Origin of the sequence: Enterobacter soli ATCC BAA-2102 (assembly GCF_001654845.1) — a bacterium.
Taxonomy (GTDB): Bacteria; Pseudomonadota; Gammaproteobacteria; order Enterobacterales; family Enterobacteriaceae; genus Enterobacter; species Enterobacter soli.
The window spans coordinates 142,046-161,010 of the sequence record NZ_LXES01000038.1; the positions used below are offsets into that span (position 1 = coordinate 142,046).

General features: G+C 53.7%; 15 protein-coding genes. 5 read left to right on the plus strand and 10 right to left on the minus strand.

All coding sequences use genetic code 11. From position 1 onward, the window contains the following. From M987_RS13195 to M987_RS13210, 4 genes are all read right to left on the minus strand, one after another. Positions 1 to 1,191 carry an amino acid aminotransferase gene (locus M987_RS13195; protein WP_014069600.1) on the minus strand — a complete coding sequence of 397 codons (1,191 nt, stop codon included), beginning with the start codon at positions 1,189 to 1,191 and terminating at the stop codon, positions 1 to 3. A 184-nt stretch (positions 1,192 to 1,375) separates the two neighbouring features. Next, entirely contained in the window at positions 1,376 to 2,464 is a 1,089-nt protein-coding gene (locus M987_RS13200) for a porin (RefSeq protein ID WP_014069601.1), read from the minus strand. A 607-nt stretch (positions 2,465 to 3,071) separates the two neighbouring features. Continuing rightward, positions 3,072 to 4,472 carry an asparagine--tRNA ligase gene (gene asnS, locus M987_RS13205; RefSeq protein ID WP_014069602.1) on the minus strand — a complete coding sequence of 467 codons (1,401 nt, stop codon included), beginning with the start codon at positions 4,470 to 4,472 and terminating at the stop codon, positions 3,072 to 3,074. 178 nt (positions 4,473 to 4,650) lie between these two features. Next, the gene (locus M987_RS13210) at positions 4,651 to 5,112 is read right to left on the minus strand and encodes an Lrp/AsnC family transcriptional regulator (protein ID WP_014069603.1); all 462 of its coding nucleotides are present in this window, start codon (positions 5,110 to 5,112) and stop codon (positions 4,651 to 4,653) included. Positions 5,113 to 5,421: 309 nt separating this feature from the next. On the opposite strand from M987_RS13210, the gene dpaL reads away from it, so the two are divergent. The 4 genes from dpaL (at position 5,422) to M987_RS13230 (ending at position 10,489) form a co-directional block, all read left to right on the plus strand. Continuing rightward, positions 5,422 to 6,636 (plus strand): diaminopropionate ammonia-lyase, encoded by a 1,215-nt coding sequence (dpaL, locus tag M987_RS13215; RefSeq protein WP_014069604.1) that lies wholly within the window; start codon positions 5,422 to 5,424, stop codon positions 6,634 to 6,636. A 117-nt stretch (positions 6,637 to 6,753) separates the two neighbouring features. Continuing rightward, positions 6,754 to 8,043 carry an amino acid permease gene (locus tag M987_RS13220; protein WP_014069605.1) on the plus strand — a complete coding sequence of 430 codons (1,290 nt, stop codon included), beginning with the start codon at positions 6,754 to 6,756 and terminating at the stop codon, positions 8,041 to 8,043. 24 nt (positions 8,044 to 8,067) lie between these two features. Beyond that, positions 8,068 to 9,306: a Zn-dependent hydrolase gene (locus tag M987_RS13225; RefSeq protein WP_014069606.1), complete on the plus strand. Its 1,239-nt coding sequence runs from the start codon at positions 8,068 to 8,070 to the stop codon at positions 9,304 to 9,306. Between the two features lie 19 nt (positions 9,307 to 9,325). After that, positions 9,326 to 10,489 (plus strand): M20 aminoacylase family protein, encoded by a 1,164-nt coding sequence (locus M987_RS13230; RefSeq protein WP_014069607.1) that lies wholly within the window; start codon positions 9,326 to 9,328, stop codon positions 10,487 to 10,489. A 52-nt stretch (positions 10,490 to 10,541) separates the two neighbouring features. On the opposite strand, the gene pncB is transcribed toward M987_RS13230, so the two are convergent. Beyond that, positions 10,542 to 11,744 (minus strand): nicotinate phosphoribosyltransferase, encoded by a 1,203-nt coding sequence (gene pncB / locus M987_RS13235; protein WP_014069608.1) that lies wholly within the window; start codon positions 11,742 to 11,744, stop codon positions 10,542 to 10,544. Between the two features lie 264 nt (positions 11,745 to 12,008). Here pncB and pepN point away from each other — a divergent pair, with 264 nt between their 5' ends. Next, the gene (pepN, locus tag M987_RS13240) at positions 12,009 to 14,621 is read left to right on the plus strand and encodes an aminopeptidase N (RefSeq protein ID WP_014069609.1); all 2,613 of its coding nucleotides are present in this window, start codon (positions 12,009 to 12,011) and stop codon (positions 14,619 to 14,621) included. A gap of 51 nt (positions 14,622 to 14,672) precedes the next feature. Here pepN and ssuB read toward each other — a convergent pair whose 3' ends face one another. The 5 genes from ssuB to ssuE are packed head-to-tail and all read right to left on the minus strand — an operon-like array spanning position 14,673 to position 18,910. Continuing rightward, complete coding sequence (gene ssuB / locus M987_RS13245; RefSeq protein WP_014069610.1) at positions 14,673 to 15,443, minus strand: aliphatic sulfonates ABC transporter ATP-binding protein; 771 nt, start codon at positions 15,441 to 15,443, stop codon at positions 14,673 to 14,675. After that, a complete protein-coding gene (gene ssuC, locus M987_RS13250) occupies positions 15,440 to 16,231 on the minus strand; it encodes an aliphatic sulfonate ABC transporter permease SsuC (protein ID WP_014069611.1) in 792 nt (263 codons plus the stop codon). Before ssuC ends, ssuB begins: the two co-directional genes overlap by 4 nt. A gap of 9 nt (positions 16,232 to 16,240) precedes the next feature. Further along, the gene (ssuD, locus tag M987_RS13255; RefSeq protein ID WP_014069612.1) at positions 16,241 to 17,386 is read right to left on the minus strand and encodes an FMNH2-dependent alkanesulfonate monooxygenase; all 1,146 of its coding nucleotides are present in this window, start codon (positions 17,384 to 17,386) and stop codon (positions 16,241 to 16,243) included. Further along, complete coding sequence (locus tag M987_RS13260; RefSeq protein WP_014069613.1) at positions 17,383 to 18,342, minus strand: sulfonate ABC transporter substrate-binding protein; 960 nt, start codon at positions 18,340 to 18,342, stop codon at positions 17,383 to 17,385. Before M987_RS13260 ends, ssuD begins: the two co-directional genes overlap by 4 nt. Beyond that, positions 18,335 to 18,910, minus strand: a complete 576-nt coding sequence (gene ssuE, locus M987_RS13265; RefSeq protein WP_014069614.1) for an NADPH-dependent FMN reductase — start codon at positions 18,908 to 18,910, stop codon at positions 18,335 to 18,337. Before ssuE ends, M987_RS13260 begins: the two co-directional genes overlap by 8 nt. Positions 18,911 to 18,965: the final 55 nt, after the last annotated feature.

The following is an 18,965-nucleotide window of genomic DNA, read 5'->3' on the forward strand; positions in this document are numbered from 1 at the left end:
TTACAGCACAGCGACAATCGCTTCGCACAGCGGCGCCATGTTGTCTGGCGTCATGCCGGCAACGTTAACACGACCTGAAGCCACCGCGTAAACGCCAAACTCTTCACGCAGACGCAGAACCTGTTCTTTGGTCAGGCCACTGAAAGAGAACATGCCGTTCTGTTTGATAATAAAGCTGAAGTCGCGGTCAGCGCCTTTCTCAGCCAGGGTGTTAACAAACAGCAAACGCATACGCTGGATGCGCTGACGCATATCGTTCAGCTCTTGTTCCCAGATTGCACGCAGGGCATCGTTGCTCAGGATGGTGGCAACCACAGATGCGCCGTGTGCTGGTGGGTTAGAGTAGTTCGCGCGGATCACAGACTTCATCTGGCTGAATGCGCGCTCAACAGTTTGCTCATCAGCAGCCACCAGCGTACATGCACCGACACGCTCGTTGTACAGGCCGAAGTTCTTGGAATAGGAGCTTGCAACAATCAGTTCCTGATGCACAGCAGCGAAGGCGCGCAGGCCTTCAGCATCTTCTTCCAGACCACGGGCAAAGCCCTGGTAAGCGAAGTCGAACAGCGGCAGCCAGCCTTTTTCAACGGACAATTTAGCCAGTTGTTCCCACTGTTCCAGCGTAGGATCAATACCCGTTGGGTTATGGCAGCAGCCGTGGAACAGCACCACGTCACCTGCTTGCGCTTCGCTCAGGCTGGCCAGCAGGCCGTCGAAGTCGAGAGAGTGGTTTGCCGCGTCGTAGTAGGCGTATTCACGCACTTCCAGACCCGCAGAGTTAAACACGCTTTTGTGGTTCGGCCAGCTTGGATTGCTGACCCACACGCGTTTAACGGAGGTATTTTTTGCAAGGAAATCCGCCGCAACACGCAGCGCGCCAGTACCGCCAGGAGTCTGTGCAGTGCGGGCACGCTTATCGGTCACGATCGCGTTGCCTTTTCCGAACAGCAGTTCCTGAGTGCAACGACCGAATTCAGGGATACCATCAATACCGAGGTAGTTTTTGGTGGTTTCGTTTTCCAGCAGATACTGCTCAGCTTTTTTAACGCTGGTCAGTACCGGAGTCTTGCCGGTTTCATCTTTATATACACCAATACCCAGGTTGATTTTGCCAGGGCGGTCGTCGGCACGAAACAGATCGGCCAGGCCCAGAATTGGGTCGGCAGGAGCGGCGGTAATGTTCTCAAACATGACGAAGTTCCATTGTGATTACAGAAGTGAAATCCGCTATCAGGTTAACGGTAGATTTACAAAATGCCAACCGTTTGCGACGAAAAGCGTGCGGCTTTTCAAAAGTCGCCATTTTTTACTATCAGACATAAAAAAACAGGGCCGAAGCCCTGTTCATTAAGCATATAACAAAGTGGTGTACTGATTAGAACTGGTAGGTCACAGCCATTGCAACCTGGTCGTCTTTACCGTTCACGATACCAACGTTACGAGAGTAAGAGGTGTCGTCGATCAGGTTCAGCTGGTAATCAACATAGATGTTGAAGTTTTTGTTGAAGTAGTAAGTTGCACCCAGTTCAACAAATTTCTGCAGGTCAGCATCGCCGCCATTGAAGGTGCCGCGCTGAGCCAGGTTTTTACCTTTGGACTGAACGTAAGACACGGAAGGACGCAGACCGAAGTCGAACTGGTACTGAGCGATCACTTCGAAGTTCTGAGTTTTGTTCGCGAATGTACCGTCAGCTTCACGGGTCATGTTGCGGGTTTCAGCATAGGTGGTTGCCAGGTAGATGTTGTTCGCATCGTATTTAGCACCAACAGCCCATGCTTCAGCGTTCTCGCCTTTGCCATCAGCAGCCTGAGCGTTAGTACGGTCAGAGTTGCTGTATGCACCGATCAGGCCGAAACCTTCGCCGAATTCGTAACCAACAGAGGTACCGAAGCCGTCACCGTTAGAGGTTTTAACGTCGTCACGCTCGTTTTTACCCTGATACTGCAGGCCCAGGCTCAGACCATCAACCAGACCGAAGAAGTCGGTGTTGCGGTAGGTCAGAACGCCAGTAGTACGGCCAGTCATGAAGTTATCAGAGTAGTTAGCCCAGGTCATACCGGAGAAAGAAGGTGCCATATCGGTCAGACCTTCTACATCGTATACGATACCGTAGTTACGGCCGTAGTCGATGGAACCAGCATCACCGGCTTTCAGACCAGCGAACGCCAGACGGGTACGCTGAGTCTGGTTGCTTTCTGCCTGGCTTGCCAGAGCACGGTATTCCCACTGACCGTAACCAGTCAGTTGGTCATTGATTTGAGTTTCGCCTTTGAAACCGATCTGAGCATAGGTAGCGTCGCTGCTGTCGGTGTTGTCACCGGAGGTAACGAAGTCGTGCTCACCAACAACTTTCCCGTACAGATCCAGTTTGTTGCCGTTTTTGTTATAGATTTCTGCAGCGTTAGCTGCACCGGCTACCAGCAGAGCAGGGATAACCACTGCCAGAATATTGCGCTTCATCATTATTTATTACCCTCATTGGTTTTTTTATGACACTCGCCACTGCCGTCAATAAATTCTGTCAATAAATATTTCCGGAACTATTGATGAGAGTTTGGTGTCTTTATGTATCTGACAGGCATCTTTCCATTCATAGAACCGTTTCGCTAGCCTGAAAATGCTACAATTCTCAAGATTGAGTAACAAAAAGAAATAATGTGTAAGAATTTATGTATTTTAAGGAACTTTGTGAACCACCTCATATTTCAGAACTGATTGGCTAATTAAAAGTCTGATTCATTCCTATGTATATGAATTGCTTATGCTTAATTTGGATAAAGGCAATTCCTATAAACAGAAGTTAAACAGCTCGTTTTTTCTTATGACTGCTTCCAGCCTTCTGGATGGCTGTGAGTGTGGTTGAAATTTGTGCTAATACGTAAGATGTGTATTAAGCGCAATAAGAGTGCGGCTTATTTTTTGTTCACAGATATTTCGTGGAAACAAAACGTAACAGGTAGAGGTTATGACGGGGTTGTAGTTTAAAGATGCTGACTTTCAACTGACGAAAACTGACAAAGCAGAATAAAATAATGGCCAGCAATTGCTGGCCATTTTAATTAACGCGGAATTAGAAGCTTGCGTTACGCGGTGTACGTGGGAATGGAATCACATCACGCACGTTCTGAACGCCGGTCACGTAAGCGATCAGACGTTCGAAGCCCAGACCGAAACCGGAGTGAGGCACGGTACCGTAACGACGCAGGTCGCGATACCAGCTGTAATCAGCCGGATTCAGGCCCATCTCTTCCATACGGGCATCCAGCACATCCAGACGTTCTTCACGCTGAGAGCCACCGATGATTTCACCAATGCCCGGCGCCAGCACGTCCATCGCAGCAACGGTTTTACCGTCTTCGTTAAGGCGCATGTAGAAGGCCTTAATGTCTTTCGGATAGTTTTTCACGACCACTGGCGCTTTGAAGTGTTTCTCTGCCAGGTAACGCTCATGCTCGGAAGAGAGGTCGACGCCCCAGTAAACCGGGTTCTCGAACTTCTCACCGCATTTTTCGAGGATGGCAACGGCGTCGGTATAATCCACTTGCGCGAAGTCAGCCGAAACAAAACGCTCCAGACGAGCAATAGCGTCGTTATCTACACGCTCAGCGAAGAATTTCATGTCGTCAGCGCGTTCTTCCAGAACCGCTTTGAACACGTACTTAAGCATCGCTTCTGCCAGACCCGCAACGTCATTCAGATCGGCAAACGCCACTTCTGGCTCCAGCATCCAGAATTCCGCCAGGTGGCGGCTGGTGTTGGAGTTTTCAGCACGGAAAGTTGGGCCGAAGGTGTAAATCTTAGACAGCGCACAGGCGTAAGTTTCGCCGTTGAGCTGGCCAGACACCGTCAGGAAGGCCTCTTTACCGAAGAAGTCTTTGTCGTAATCGATTTTGCCTTCCGGCGTGCGTGGCAGGTTTTCCATATCCAGCGTGGAAACGCGGAACATTTCACCTGCGCCTTCGGTATCGGAGGCAGTAATCAGCGGGGTAGAAACCCAGAAGTAACCCTGCTCGTCAAAGAAACGGTGCAGCGCTTGCGCCAGCGTATGACGGACACGAGCAACCGCACCAATCAGGTTGGTGCGCGGGCGCAGGTGCGCCACTTCACGCAGATACTCGATGCTGTGGCGTTTTGCTGCCATCGGGTAAGTATCAGGATCTTCAACCCAGCCGGTCACTTCAATGGCAGAAGCCTGGATTTCGAAGCTCTGACCCTGGCCTGGAGAGGCAACCACAACGCCTGTTACGATAACGGAACAACCCGTGGTCAGGTGCAGAACGTCATCATTGTAATTGGGCAGAGAATTATTAATGACGGCCTGTACAGGATCAAAGCAGGAACCGTCATAGACGGCAAGGAAGGAGATGCCAGCTTTAGAATCTCGGCGAGTACGCACCCATCCGCGCACGGTGACTTCTTGGTCAACGGCGACACGGCCCTGGAGTACGTCGGCTACAGGCACAACGCTCATAATATTCTCTCTGTTAATAGTCGGAAAAAATAGACACTTGTCCACCCTTATGGGGGGATATCTATGTTACCTGGCATCTGCCATCAGACAAGCAGATTTCGCAGTCAAAAGAGAAGAAATCAGAAATAAATGCCTCGCGGACCTGTCGCTTTCCTTTCTCCACGGTCTTTCACGCACCTTACTCGATGACTACCGTCATTTCCTGCTTGGCATTTTGCATCGATACGATGGTGCGAAAGGATTTGATGTTCCCCGATGCGAAAAAAAGCTCGCGAGTCAGAGCCTCATATTCCGCCATATCGCGGACGTTCATCACCAACAGGAAATCGAAATCGCCGGTAACGTAGTAGACCTGCTGTACCTGAGCACAGCTAACAAACCGTTGCTTATCTTCTTCCAGCAGATCGAGACGTTCATTCTCAATGGTGACCTGAACCATGATGGTGATCGGGCGGCCAACCTTACTGGCGTCGACCACACTGACCGTGTGCTTAATAATGCCAGCCTCTTCCAGCGCCGCAATTCGCCGATTGACCGCTGAAGGCGACAGGCTGACACGATCGGCGATTTCCCGCTGCGAAAGGCGATGATTACGTTGTACCAGCGTGAGGATTTTTTTATCCCAGGTGTCCAGTTTCATTGTATTTGCGGCCCTGAAAGCATGTGATCGACCTCACTAATGCAATTTTGTTGCATAAAAATGGCAAGTGAGGGTGAAAGTTGCGTATTACCGGACAATTTTGCGCCATTTAATCGTCGGGCGCAGTGTACCATCTCAGGCAGTGGGAAAGCGTTAAATCGCTCCAGGAAGCCACCCCCACCATTATCTGAACACGTTTATTCGACCATTTCTTAACTGGCCGCGCGGATCTCTGCGCCTGAAATTGGGTGGAGTGGGGGCGTGGATTAATTCATCGTCTCAGGACGATAGGGATATAAAGGTGCATTTATGACGGACACGATTAAATATCAACTGAATGCCAGGCGTCAGCCCTACGGACAGGGCGCAGACCTGTCCTTGCTCAACGAGCGCACTGGCGATGAGGTGCTGGCATTCCATCAAAAATTCCCTGACTACCGGGTGACACCGCTGCGTAAGTTGCGCTTTTTAAGCCAGCGGCTGGGGCTGGGATCGCTGCATATTAAGGATGAAGCACAGCGATTTGGCCTGAATGCTTTCAAGGGACTGGGCGGCTCTTATGCCATGGGGAAATATCTCGCCAGCCAGCTTGGGCGAGATATTAATACATTGAGCTTTGCCGACCTGAATTCACCGGAAATGAACGCGCGCATCAAAGATATCGTGTTTGTGACGGCCACTGATGGCAATCACGGGCGTGGTGTTGCCTGGGCGGCCGAGCAGCTTGGACTGCGGGCAGTGGTCTATATGCCGAAGGGGTCATCACTGGTGCGGGCACAGAATATTCGTCAACACGGCGCTGAGTGCACCATAACCGAACTGAACTACGACGATACCGTACGGCTGGCCGATAAAATGGCCAAAGAGCAGGGCTGGGTATTGCTCCAGGATACCGCCTGGCAGGGCTACGAACAGATCCCAACCTGGATTATGCAAGGCTATATGACCCTCGCCGTTGAAGCCTGGGAACAGCTTGAGCAGAGCGGAGCCTCGCGACCGACGCATCTCATCTTGCAGGCGGGTGTTGGCTCTTTCGCAGGCAGCATCATGGGCTATTTTGTCGAAAAGATGCAGCATCTGGCACCGACCATCGTCATTGTCGAACCGCATAAAGCGAACTGCCTGTACCGCTCGGCAACCATCAACGACGGGCAACCCCACAGCGTCGGCGGTGACATGTCGACCCTGATGGCCGGGCTTGCCTGCGGTGAACCCAATATCACCAGCTGGCCGATGCTGCGTGACCACGCCAGCTGTTTTATCTCCGCCGATGACCATCTTGCAGCCAATGGTATGCGCCTGCTGGCCGCGCCACGCCCGGGAACAGACGAACCCTTTATCTCTGGTGAGTCCGGGGCCATTGGCACGGGCGTGCTGTATGCGCTCATGACCCGGCCTGAGTATCGTGAGCTGGCTGAATCACTGCGCCTGAATGCTGATGCCCATGTCCTGCTCATCAGCACCGAAGGGGACACTTCCCCGGATGTCTATGAAGACATCGTCTGGTTTGGTCGTAATGGCTAACCACTAACGACAGTAGCAAGAGGGCAATCTTACCTACCCTACAGGCCCTCGGTATGACACGCGTTCTGACAAAAAAACATACGCGATAACGCGTAATGCAAAGAGAGAACATGACCGATGAATACTGACAATGCTGTTACAGAGAGAGAATATTGCGATCCCGCAAAATGGCATAACGAAGATACTGTATGGGTGCTGGGCCTGTTCGGTACGGCAATTGGTGCCGGCGTGCTGTTTCTGCCAATTAACGCTGGGATTGGCGGTTTTTGGCCGCTGCTTATCGTTTTTGCCCTGGCTTTCCCGATTACCTGGCTTGCTCACCGTGGACTGGCGCGATTCATTTATGCGTCAAACACGCCCGAAAGCAGCATTACCGATGTTATTGGTGAGCAATTTGGTGTGCTGGCAGGCAAGGTATTTACCGTTATCTATTTCTTCGCCGTGTATACCATTTTGATTATGTATGCGGTGGCACTGACCAATACGGCGCTGAGCTTTATGACTCACCAGCTCGGGATGGCCGAACCCCCGCGGGCGCTTGTGTCGATTGTGCTGATCCTCGGGCTGATGTTTATTGTTCGAATGGGGCAGCGGCTGATCATGCGGGTGATGAGCACCCTGGTTTATCCTTTTATTATCTCGCTTATATTTATGGCGTTGTTTCTGATCCCGCACTGGAACGGCGCAATCCTGGACACCGTTAGCGTAAGCGCGATGGGAGATGGGCATGGCATTTTGCTGACGCTGTGGATGACCTTCCCGGTGCTGGTGATGTCATTCAATCATTACCCGATTATTTCACCAATGGTTGTGCGCCAGAAACAGCGCTACGGTCTGGCACTTGCGGAGCAGAAATGCGGCCAGATCCAGCGCTACGGTGTGCTGTTGATGACGGTCGTCGTGCTGTTTTTCGTTCTGAGCTGCGTGCTGAGCCTGTCGCCTCAGCAGCTGGCGGAAGCGAAGGCGCAGAATCTCTCCATTCTTTCATATCTTGCCAATCAGTTTGATACGCCCGTCATTGCCTGGCTGTCGCCGATTATTGCTTTTGTCGCCATTACCAAATCCTTCCTGGGACACTACATCGGTGCATATGAATCGTTGCGTGATGTGATCGTTGAGGCGGCGGCCACGAAGGGTAAAAAGCCAGATATTCGCTCAGTGAACGCCGTTGTCCTGATTTTTATGATCCTGACATGCTGGTTCGCCGCCTATAAAAATCCAAGCATCCTCGGAATTATTGAATGTATTAGCGGCCCCACGGGGGCGGCGATCCTGCTGCTGTTACCGATGTACGCAATCCATAAATTACCGGTGCTGGCACCGTATCGCGGGAAAGCCAGCAACATCTTTGTCACCCTGATCGGGCTGATAACCGTATCTGCCATTTTTTACGGCATGTTCCAGTAACCACGATGAATAGCGAGATGTTTTATGAGTCATTATCTGCACATTAACGGCCAGCGGCTTATCGATTCTCTGTTCGCGCTCGGCGAATACGGCGCGCTGGAAGGCGGTGGCGTCTGCCGTCTTGCGGCAACGGCAGAAGATAAAGCCGGAAGGGACTTTGTGGTAGCCAGAATGAAAGCCCTGGGCCTGGCGGTGAGTATCGATGCTATCGGTAACGTCACGGGTATTTATGCCGGGGAAGAGGAATTACCGATGGTGATGATGGGGTCGCACATTGATACCGTCGGCACTGGCGGATTGTATGACGGAAACTATGGCGTGATGGCCGGACTGGAAGTGATTGCCACGCTTCAGGACGCGGGGATCCGCCCCCGACGTCCGCTGGCCGTCACCTTCTTTACCAATGAGGAAGGGGTGCGCTTCCAGCCCGATATGATGGGCAGCGTTGTCTTTGCAGGTGAGTTTCCTCTTGAGCAGGCCCTGGCGGCCAAAGACCGCGACGGTGTGACCCTTGACGAGGCATTGCGCGAAATTGGCTATAAAGGTGAACGTCAGCCTGGCGACCTGTCGGTAGATAGCTACGTGGAACTGCATATCGAGCAGGGACCGATCCTTGATAAAGAAGGTATCGATATTGGCGTGGTCACCGGCGTGCAGGGAATATCGTGGCAGGAATTGACGCTGACCGGTGTGTCTAATCACGCGGGCACCACGCCGATGTCCATGCGTCGTGATGCCGGGCTTGCGGCAGCGAAAATTGCCGTTTATGCCCGTGAGCTGGCGCTGAGCCTGGGTGGCGATCAGGTTTCAACCGTAGGGCATATCAGTGTCAAACCCAATCTGATTAACGTCATTCCTAACCACGTGGTGATGACGGTGGATTTACGCAATACGGATAACGATATCTTAGCGTTGGCGGAAAAACGGCTGGCAGAGTTTGTCGCGAAAATGGCGCAAGAAGAGGGCGTTGAGATAACCCGTCGTTCGCTGGTTCGGTTTAATCCGGTCATTTTTGCCGATGAAATTGTGAATGCCGTGGAAGGCGAAGCCAGGCGCCAGGCACTGAGCTGGCGCCGGCTGCCGAGCGGTGCAGGGCATGATGCACAGTTTATGGCTTCCGTTTGTCCCGCAGGGATGATTTTCGTCCCCTGTGTAGACGGCATTAGTCATAACGTAAAAGAACACAGTGAAGCTAAAGACCTGATCGCTGGCGCGAACGTGCTGCTGCAGGTGGTATTACAACGCGCACAGCGCACGGCTTAACGTTTTACAGGAGCGAAGTATGGATCAGGAACAGCTAAAACAGCAGCTAATCGCATGGCGTCATCATCTCCATGCCAACCCGGAAAGCGCCTTTGAAGAGGTAAAAACGGCGCAGTTCATTGCCGAAAAACTCGAGGCCATGGGGATTGAGGTGCATCGTAATATTGGCCAGACCGGGCTGGTGGGTGTGCTCAGATGTGGCGATGGTCAGGGCGTTATCGCTATTCGGGCTGACATCGACGCCATTCAACTGACGGAGCAGAGCGAGCTGTCTTATCGTTCCGGCACCACTGAAAGGATGCATGGTTGCGGGCATGACGGGCATACCTGCATTGCGTTGGGCGCGGCGCAATTGCTGCTACAGCGGCAGAATTTTAACGGTACTGTCTGCTTTGTTTTCCAGCCAGCCGAAGAGCCGGGCTACGGTGCCAGGGCGATGATGGATGATGGTCTCATTGAGCGTTTTGCCATTGAGGAGATTTACGGCCTCCATAATATGCCGGGTATGAAAGCCGGGACCATTGCTACCCGGGTGGGGGGCATTATGGCCAGCGAAGACAACTTTATTATTCGCATTAAAGGGCAAGGGGCACATGCCGCCCGGCCGCATATGGCGAAAGATCCGCTGGTGATTGCCGCGGAGATCATTCTGGCGTTGCAAACCATTGTTTCGCGTAATGTCGACCCGAACGTCCCGGCCGTTATCTCGTGCACGGAGCTGCATACCGACGGTATTCGGAATGCGATCCCCACCCATGTTGAAATTAAGGGCGATACTCGCAGCTATTCAGCGGACGTTCAGATTCTGCTGGAAGAGCGGATGCGTACCATCAGTGAAGCCATATGTGCGATGCATGGCGCGCAGTGCGAGTTTAGCTACACCCATGAATTTGCGCCGACGGTGAACTGGCAACAATGCGTGGACGTGGCTATTAATGCGGCGGTAAACGTTGTGGGCGAGGAGCGTGTCGAGGGTAGCGTTGCGCAGATGATGATCTCAGAAGATTTTGGCGCTTTCCTGCAAAAAATCCCCGGCTGCTTTGTCTTTCTAGGAAATGGCGATGCATCGGATCCACAGGGAAATATGCCACTTCACAATGCCTGCTATGACTTCAACGATGAGATTTTACTGACCGGTGCGGAATATTTTGCCGAAATCGTCAGAACTCGGTTGCCGCAGTAAGTAAAAGAGGGATAAAAAAAGCGCCTGTGGATGGGCGCTTTTTTTTGAGGAATCAACTGGCTTTTTTGATCTGAGGCAGATCGAAGGCCTCACGCAATGCACGCACAAATGCCTTATCGTGACAGATAGTTTTGCCCGGGCTGTCGGAGAGTTTCGCTACCGGCTTGCCGTTACATTCCACCAGTTTAATAACAATGTTCAGAGGTTTTACCTGGGGAATGTCACAGGTTAAACGGGTGCCAATACCAAAGCTCAGGTTAACTCTGGCGGAAAAATGGCGATAAAGATCGACTGCTTTGGCTAAATCCAGGTTATCGGAAAAGACCAATACCTTGCTCATGGGGTCGATACCCAGTTTTTCGTAATGGGCAATGGCCTTCTCACCCCATTCCACCGGATCCCCGGAATCGTGGCGTAAGCCCTGATAGCGCGTGGCAAATTCTGGCCCAAAATCGCGCAGGAAGGCATCCATCGTAATGCAGTCGGTCAACGCGATCCCTAGCTGGTCTGGATACTCTTCCAGCCATGCAGCCAGCGCAGCACGCTGGCTGGTGGCCAGATCCGGGCTAATTTGTTGATGTGCCTGGAACCATTCGTGAGCCTGCGTACCCATCGGGGTCAGATTCAGGCGGCGTGCCAGATCGTAATTACTGGTGCCAACGAACCAGGACTCCTGTTGCAGACGCTTAACGATGGCCTGCTGCACTTCGCGGGAGAAACGACGGCGCGTACCAAAATCCATCAGGCGGAAGCGGGACATATCCAGCCCTTCGGTCAATTGGGAGAACTCAACGAGTTTGTTTTCCAGCGACGCAACGGCTTGTTCAACGCCTGTTTCGGGCGAGCGATAGCGGTGAGCGAGCTCACTGATCACTGCCAGCAGCGGCACTTCCCACATAATCACTTCGCGCCACGGGCCTTCCAGGCGGATGTTCAGCTTGCCGTTATCGTTGGTCACGGTCACTTGCGCCGGGTTATAGCGGAAATCACGCAGCCAGTTCAGATAGTCGGCTTTAAAGAAAGGAAGGCCAGCAAGCCACTGGTATTCATCGTCCCGCAGAGCCAGATGCTGCATAGCATCGACCTGTTCACGAATGGAATCTGCGTAGATACCCAGCAAGTCGTCGCCCCGGCAGCGAAATTCCGCCGCAACATGGACATCATAATAATGGTGGAAAACGGCTTGCTGCATATGCAGTTTATACGCATCGGTATCCAGCAACGTATGCAGAACAGGAGAAGCGAATTGAGTCATAGGTGCGCAGTAGCATCCTCTCACAGGAGCGTTTAGTACAATAAACAACTACAGAAACCGCTGGAGTATACCTTGTTTAGCGATTTATTGAACCCCGATCACAACATAAGCTGTAGTTATGGTCGAGGGCATTTCGTGCCCCGTGTTATAAAAATGTAGCAAAAAGGGGCTTTGCACCTGAAAAGATGAACATTCTGCATAGCGCGTTTTACACAACAGGAATATATTGAATCGTTACTCGACAAACGATGCATAAGGTTTTCTATGACACAACAGCCACAAGCCAAATACCGCCACGACTACCGTGCGCCGGATTACCTGATTAGCGATATCGATCTGACTTTTGACCTGGATGCCAATAAAACCGTTGTCACGGCGGTCAGCCAGGTGACGCGCCAAAGCGCGACCGCAGTGCCGCTGCGTCTTGATGGTGAAGACCTGACGCTGGTATCCCTGCATATTAATGACGAAGCCTGGACTGACTATAAAGAAGAAGGCAACCAACTGGTCATTAACAACCTGCCGGAGCGCTTTACGCTGCGCATCGTGAATGAAATCAGCCCGGCTGCCAATACCGCACTGGAAGGACTTTACCAGTCGGGCGTGGCGCTGTGTACGCAGTGCGAAGCAGAAGGTTTCCGTCACATTACCTGGTATCTGGACCGCCCGGACGTGCTGGCGCGCTTCACGACCAAAATTATTGCCGATAAAACCCTTTATCCTTTCCTGCTCTCGAACGGTAACCGTGTGGGCGAAGGCGAGCTGGAAAATGGCCGTCACTGGGTACAGTGGCAGGATCCGTTCCCAAAACCATGTTACCTGTTTGCGCTGGTAGCGGGGGATTTCGACGTCCTGCGCGATACCTTTAAAACCCGTTCTGGGCGCGATGTGGCGCTGGAACTGTTTGTTGACCGCGGTAATCTCGACCGCGCGCCGTGGGCGATGACGTCGCTTATCAATTCGATGAAGTGGGACGAAGAGCGCTTTGGCCTCGAATACGATCTCGACATCTATATGATCGTTGCCGTCGACTTCTTTAATATGGGCGCGATGGAGAATAAAGGTCTGAACATCTTTAACTCCAAATACGTACTGGCGCGTACCGATACCGCAACCGATAAAGATTATCTCGATATCGAACGCGTGATTGGTCACGAGTATTTCCACAACTGGACCGGTAACCGTGTCACCTGCCGCGACTGGTTCCAGTTGAGCCTGAAAGAAGGTTTAACCGTCTTCCGCGATCAGGAGTTCAGCTCTGACCTGGGGTCACGCGCGGTTAACCGCATCAACAACGTGCGCACCATGCGCGGCCTGCAATTTGCAGAAGATGCCAGCCCAATGGCGCACCCGATTCGTCCGGATAAAGTGATTGAAATGAACAACTTCTACACCCTGACGGTGTATGAGAAAGGTTCTGAAATCATCCGTATGATCCACACCCTGCTGGGTGAAGAGAACTTCCAGAAAGGGATGCAGCTCTACTTCGAACGTCACGATGGCAGCGCCGCCACGTGCGACGATTTTGTCCAGGCGATGGAAGATGCTTCTAACGTCGATCTGTCCCATTTCCGCCGCTGGTACAGCCAGGCCGGTACGCCGATTGTGACCGTCAAAGACGATTACAACCCGGAAACCGAACAGTACACGCTGACCATCAGCCAGCGCACGCCACCAACGGCTGAGCAGGAAGAGAAACATCCACTGCATATCCCGTTCAGCATTGAACTGTATGATAACGAAGGCAAAGTGATCCCATTGCAGAAGGGCGGGCATCCGGTACATTCCGTACTGAATGTGACGCAGCCTGAGCAGACCTTTATCTTCGATAACGTCTACTTCCAGCCTGTTCCGGCGTTGCTGTGTGAATTTTCCGCACCGGTGAAGTTGGAGTATAAATGGAGCGATCAGCAGCTGACGTTCCTGATGCGTCATGCGCGCAACGACTTCTCCCGCTGGGATGCGGCGCAAAGCTTGCTGGCAACTTACATCAAGCTGAACGTAAATCGCCATCAGCAGGGCCAGCCATTGTCACTTCCAGTGCATGTGGCTGACGCTTTCCGCGCGGTTCTGCTGGACGAGAAGATTGACCCGGCGCTGGCAGCGGAAATTCTGACGTTACCGTCGGCAGGGGAAATTGCTGAGCTGTTCGAGATTATCGATCCGATTGCGATCGTGGCCGTTCGTGAGGCGCTGACCCGCACGCTGGCCGCAGAACTGGCTGACGAATTCCTGGCGGTTTACAACGCGAATAAACTGGCGGAGTACCGTGTGGAACATGCCGACATTGGCAAGCGTTCGCTGCGTAATACCTGCCTGCGCTACCTGGCCTTTGGTGAAGTCGAACTGGCGAACACGCTGGTGAGCAAACAGTACCATGACGCCGACAACATGACTGATGCGCTGGCTGCCCTGGCGGCAAGCGTTGCCGCAGAACTGCCGTGCCGTGATGCGCTGATGCAGGAATACGACGACAAGTGGCATCAGGATGGCCTGGTGATGGACAAATGGTTCATCCTTCAGTCCACAAGCCCGGCGGCAGATGCACTGAACACCGTACGCAGCCTGCTGAAACACCGCTCTTTCACCATGAGCAACCCGAACCGCGTCCGTGCTCTGATTGGTGCGTTCGCCAGCAGCAACCCGGCAGCCTTCCACGCAGAAGACGGCAGCGGTTATCAGTTTATGGTTGAGATGTTGACCGAGCTGAACAGCCGTAACCCGCAGGTGGCGTCACGCCTGATTGAGCCGCTGATCCGCCTGAAACGCTACGATGCGAAGCGTCAGGCGAAGATGCTAAGCGCGCTTGAGCAGCTGAAAGGGCTGGAAAACCTGTCTGGCGATCTGTACGAGAAGATTGCTAAGGCATTGGCCTGATATAAAAGTTAACCCTCCCTCTCCCCGTGGGAGAGGGCCGGGGTGAGGGCATCAGGCATTAGCCTTTCTTCGCTGTAACTCAGTTTCCCCACGCTTCATCACCCGCTCCAGCACTTCCGCTTCCAGCTCAGCCAGTTTTGCTGATCCCACGCGACGTGGGCGCGGAATATCCACCGTCAGATCCAGCCCAATTTTTCCCTCTTCTATCAGCAACACACGGTCAGCCATCGCCACGGCTTCGCTGACGTCATGCGTCACCAGCAATACCGTAAACCCGTGCTCCTGCCATAAAGAGACAATCAAATCCTGCATTTCGATACGCGTCAGGGCATCCAGTGCGCCGAGCGGTTCATCAAGCAGCAGCAGGCCGGGGCGGTGAATCAGTGCCCGTGCCAGCGCCACGCGCTGTTTCTGCCCGCCGGACAATGCCGCTGGCCACTCTCCCGCGCGATTTTCCAGCCCAACGGCGGCAAGCGCCTGTCTGGCCTCGTCTCGCCAGTTGCCTTTCAGACCCAGCCCGACGTTGTCGATAACCGTTTTCCACGGCAGCAGACGCGCGTCCTGGAACATCATGCGGGTATCATCCTGAATATCGGCAAGTGGGGTATTTCCGGCCAACAGCTCTCCGCCGTTTGGCGCTTCCAGCCCGGCTAACAGCCGCAGCAACGTACTTTTCCCGCCGCCGCTGCGCCCCACAACCGCCACAAATTGCCCTGCGGGAATATGCAGATCCAGTGCGTTAAGAATAGTGTTCTCACCGTAGCGTTTCGTCACACCGTTGAGCAGCAGCGGCGTTCCCTGGTTCAGTCTGGCGGTATTCATGCGTTTGCCTCCTGAGATGTATAAGCCGGATTCCAGCGCAGCCAGCTACGTTCAAGCCACTGGGCGCTGACGTCGGCAAGTTTGCCGAGCAGGGCATAAAGGATGATGGCGACTACCACCACGTCGGTTTGCAGAAATTCACGGGCGTTCATCGCCAGATAGCCGATGCCGGAGTTGGCCGAGATGGTTTCTGCCACAATCAGCGTCAGCCACATCAGGCCGAGCGCAAAGCGCACTCCCACCATAATGGAGGGCAGGGCGCCTGGCAGGATCACATGGATAAACAGGGCAAAACCGGATAATCCGTAGCTGCGCGCCATCTCCACCAGCCCGCGATCAATATTGCGGATCCCGTGCCAGGTATTAATGTAAATCGGGAACAACGTCCCCAACGCCACAAGGAAAATCTTGGCGCTTTCATCAATGCCAAACCACAAAATAACCAGCGGGATCAATGCCAGATGAGGCACGTTACGCAGCATCTGGATTGAGGTGTCCAGCAAACGCTCACCCCAGCGAGACAGCCCGCTGATAAGCCCAAGCGTCAGGCCAATGCTCCCGCCAATCGAAAAGCCAATCACCGCACGCCAGGAGCTGATTGCCAGGTGTTGCCACAGTTCGCCACTCACGCTGAGTGACCAGAACGCTTCCACGACGCCCTCTGGGGAGGGCAAAATGCGGCTCGATAACCAGCCGGTTGACGAGGCCAGTTGCCAGATAGCCACAATGCCGACGGGCAAAAACCAGGGGGCGGCACGCAGCAGCCATTTTTGTGCGGTGACAGACATCGGCGCTCCTTAGCTTTGCGCGGCTTTTCGTGGAATAAACTCATTGGCGACCGCTTCGCCCTGAAGCTGGAGCGGACGAGGCTGCGGAATTTCCGGGATGGCGACATCCAGATGCGGGAATAACAGTTCGCCCACTTTGTACGCCTCTTCCAGATGCGGATAACCAGAGAGAATAAAGCTGTCGATACCCAGCTCAGCATATTCGTTGATGCGTGCCGCGACGGTCGGGCCATCGCCCACCAGCGCAGTACCAGCGCCACCGCGAACCAGACCCACACCCGCCCACAGATTGGGGCTAATCTCCAGATTCTCGCGCTTGCCGTTATGCAATGACGCCATCCGCTGCTGACCCACGGAATCTGTTCTGGCGAAGGCTGCCTGCGCTCTGGCGATGGTGTCCTCATCCAGATGCGAGATCAGACGGTCGGCCGCCTGCCAGGCTTCGGCATTCGTTTCGCGCACAATCACGTGCAGGCGAATACCAAAACGCACCTTGCGACCATGTGCCGCCGCTTTGGCGCGCACCTGGGCTATTTTTTCTTTTACCAGCTCTGGAGGCTCGCCCCAGGTCAGATAGAGATCAACCTGTTCGGCGGCCAGATCCTGCGCCACGTCGGATGAACCGCCAAAATAGAGCGGCGGGCGCGGCTGTTGCACTGGCGGGAAGTAGAGTTTCGCATCCCGAACGTGAACATGTTTGCCTTCATAGGTGACGGTATCCCCTTCCAGCAGGCGTCGCCACACGTGGGTAAATTCCGCCGAGGCTTCATAACGTTCAGTGTGATCCAGAAAAACGCCATCACCTGCCAGTTCCTGCGGATCGCTTCCGGTCACCAGGTTAAACAGGGCGCGTCCGTTGGAAAGTCTGTCCAGCGTGGCGGCCTGACGTGCTGCCACGGTAGGGGAGACTACGCTCGGACGCAGCGCGACCAGGAACTTCAAACGCTGAGTCACCGGGATCATCGACGCGGCCACCAGCCAGGCATCTTCACAGGAGCGCCCGGTAGGGATCAGCACACCGGTAAAACCGATGCGGTCTGCCGCCTGGGCTATCTGCTGTAAATAACCGTGATCGACCGGGCGGGAACACTCTTCTGTGCCAAGATAGTGTCCATCACCGTGGGTGGGTAAAAACCAGAAAAGATTCAGACTCATGACTTCGTTCCTTGTGCTGTAGGTTGCCAGATGCGTTCGCGGATATTCACCTGTTTTGGAACAAGGCGGTTTTGATAAAAGAGATCGGCGGTTTGTTGCTGGAGTGCTGCCACGTGTGCGTCGACAGGCGTAATGGTGGTGGGCGGACGGTGATCCAGGTAGCTGGCAATAACCGGTTCAGGTAATCCCATGGTTTTGGCCAGCAACGTGATACTTTCCTGACGCTGGCTTTGGGTCAGTGCATCCGCCTGGGTAAAGGTGTCGAGAACACCCTGAATAAAGGCACCGTTCTTTTCCGCATACGGACGCGCGGCAAGATAGAACGATCCGGTCTGTTTCAGCGTGCTGCCGTCTTTCAGCACCCGCACGCCGCCCTGAAGTAACGCCGCGGAATAATAGGGATCCCAGATTGCCCATGCATCAACGTTGCCCTGCTGGAAGGCCGCGCGGGCATCGGCAGGAGTCAGATATACCGGTTGAATATCGGTGAATTTAAGCCCGGCCTCCTGCAATGCGCGCAGCAGCAGGTTGTGCGAGCTGGAACCTTTCTGGAACGCCACTTTATGACCTTTAAGTTCAGCAACGTTCTTAATGGCGCTATTTTCTGGCACCAGGATCACTTCCGCTTTCGGCTTGGGCGGCTCTACACCGACATACACCAGGTCCGCACCGGCAGCCTGCGCGAAAATAGGCGGAATATCGCCGGTACTGCCCAGATCGATACTGCCCACGTTAAGGGCTTCCAGCATCTGTGGCCCGGCCGGGAATTCCACCCAGGAGAAGGTAGTGTTCGGGAAGCGTTTTTCCAGCAGTTGATGGCTTTTCGCTAAAACCATACTGACGCTGCCTTTCTGATAACCAATGCGCAGGCTCTCTGGCGCAGTTTCCGTCGCGTGAGCCAGCGCAGAAAGGGTCAGTAATCCAGCCAGTCCGATGCGGGTTAAGTGTTTAAACATGAGCAACTCCTTGCGGCTGGTTAAATGCAGGTACCTGAACGTCGCGGCGGTGCAGGGCCTGCCAGAAAGTTTCCAGCGCGCTGTCCAGGCGGGTTTGCAGATTCGGCGTGAAGTGCGGTTTATGCTGATAGTCGATAACCTGCGAATCATCAGCAAAGACGCCGTGCAGGATCTCCTGTGCTTTTAACGCACTCAGTACCGGTTTCAGGGCGTAATCCACCGCCAGCAAATGTGCAACCGTACCGCCCGTCGCCAGGGGCAGCACCACTTTGCCGTCCAGCGCGCGTTCTGGCAGCAGGTCGAGTAACGTTTTCAGGGCGCCAGAAAAAGAGGCTTTATAAACAGGGGTTGCCACAATTAAGCCGTCTGCGCCTTTGAGCTGCTCGGTCAGGGTTTTGAGCGCCGGGCTGTCAAAGCGGGCGTAAAGCAGGTCTTCCGGGGCGAAGTTGTGCAGATTCCAGTGGCAGACTTCGATATCCAGGCTATTCAGCTTTTCGCGGGCATATTCCAGTAACGCGCTGGAACGAGAAGGGAAACGTGGACTTCCTGCCAGGGTAATGACGCGCATGTTTTCTCCTTATAACTAATTGTTTGCTTTTATCTAACATTCATAACAATTTTCA